Source organism: Bacillus thermozeamaize, assembly GCA_002159075.1.
Lineage (GTDB): Bacteria > Bacillota > Bacilli > ZCTH02-B2 > ZCTH02-B2 > Bacillus_BB > Bacillus_BB thermozeamaize.
The window spans coordinates 1-1801 of sequence record LZRT01000038.1; the positions used below are offsets into that span (position 1 = coordinate 1).

A 1801-nucleotide genomic window follows, 5' to 3' on the forward strand; every position below is an offset into this window, starting at 1 on the left:
TAATTTTCCCCCACCTTTGAGTGACCAGTGGCGGAAATGACCATTCGGTTATTCAGTCAGCTTTTGTTTAGCAAGCCACTCCTTCGTTTCTTTCATGCGGTACGAATTCCCGTTCATGTTCACGAGGTACGACTGATGCGTCAACCGATCGATCATTGCAGCAGTCATGACGGGATCCTGAAAGATTTCACCCCATCGCTCAAACGACAGGTTGGTCGTAATGATCGTTGACTTCCGTCCCACACGGAGTGACAGATGGGTGAATAATAGCTCGGCACCCTCTTTGTCAAAGGAGATGTATCCCATCTCATCTGCGATCACCAGATCATACTTCTCGAACCGATTCTGAAACACGCGCAGCGTTTGCTCCGACCGGCACTCCTTGATGCGGTTGACAAGCAGAGGCACAGTTGTAAACCACACTTTGTAACCTTCCAGGCAGGCTTTTATGCCCAAGCCAATGGCCATATGGGTTTTTCCCGTCCCCGGGTTTCCCGCCAAAATCACGTTGCGTCCTTCCCGGATAAAATCCAGTGTTTTCAACAGTTTGAGTTTCTTTTGGGCATCTTCCGGCAAATCTCCGACGACCAGGTCTTCAAGATATTTCTTGTGCGTAAATTCCGCCAGGCGAATCCGGTTGTACCGCGAAGCTTCCCGCCGGGCATCGCATTCCTTCTGCAGCAGATGAGCCAGAAATTCTTCGTAGCTCACATCCCGCTGCATGGCCTCCTGGACATGCTCGTCGATGTGTTTGCGGATCATCGGCAGTTTCAATTCCTTACTGTATTCGATGACCGCTTCCTTCCATGCTTGGCGCGGCGATGGGCTCATGCAATGGCCTCCTTCGATCCCAGGGTATGGGTTTGAAACAGTTCGTCGTACATGCATAAATGCTGCTTCGCCTGCTCGGCAATCTCCTGTGCAGTCTGCGATAGCGGCTCGGCAGAAGGAAGCACTTCCCGGTGCTTGGCGCACAGCACCTTGATTTTGTCCGTCGTCACATGGCTTGGATGAATGCAACACAGCTCATCGATGGCCCGTTCCACCTCCACGAACGTTGCACCGTCACGAAGAAAAAGCAAGAGGTCTACAAAATCTTTCTCCCGCTTGGTATAATAAGTCGCGTAGATGGACTTTATCTTTTGGTTTGCCTGCTGCAGCGCCACACTTCCGGCGAGTGCACCAGGCTTTTTCTTTAGCGTTTCAAGATAGTGCCCCAACTCCAGGCGCCACTCATGGTTTCCGGTTAAACGCGGATGCTCGGCGATCTTCACCTCCTGGTGAAAACATTGGATGTTGGTCGAGTAAATTTTCACCATGACGAGTTGCCCGACCAAATGATCCGGAACAGAATAATGGTTCTGGTCCACAACAACGGTCGCGTATTTGTCTACTCGTGCGTATACGGTACGGGCCGCATCAAACATCGGTGGCAAGGGCAGCAGATAAGGGTGTTCCTCTTCCAGGCATGCTTTGGCAGATTTGCCGCTTCGAGAAGCTTGAGGTTTGTTGTTCAGCTTATGGCACACTTTGAGCAAATACGCATTGGCCTCATCCAGTGTCTCAAACGTATCCCGAAACGCGAACGCTTTCCGGCGGATCACCTCCACACTGCGTTCCACATGGCCTTTCTCGTTACCGCTTCGCACATTGCAAAAGCGATAGCGGAAGCCATAGTAGATGGAGAGTTGCAAAAGTCCTTCGGTGGGCTCCTTCTCTGTTCCCACAAAGCGTTTGACGGCCACTTTCATGTTGTCATAGACCATGGTGTGGAATACGCCTCCGACTTCTTGAAAGAACA

General features: G+C 51.2%; 1 protein-coding gene and 1 pseudogene. Both read right to left on the reverse strand.

Annotated elements, in window-relative coordinates; genetic code table 11:
* Window positions 1-48: 48 nt before the first annotated feature.
* The gene (locus BAA01_02965) at window positions 49-831 is read right to left on the reverse strand and encodes an AAA family ATPase (GenBank protein OUM89565.1); all 783 of its coding nucleotides are present in this window, start codon (window positions 829-831) and stop codon (window positions 49-51) included.
* A pseudogene (locus BAA01_02970) lies at window positions 828-1801 on the reverse strand (transposase). Before BAA01_02970 ends, BAA01_02965 begins: the two are co-directional and overlap by 4 nt.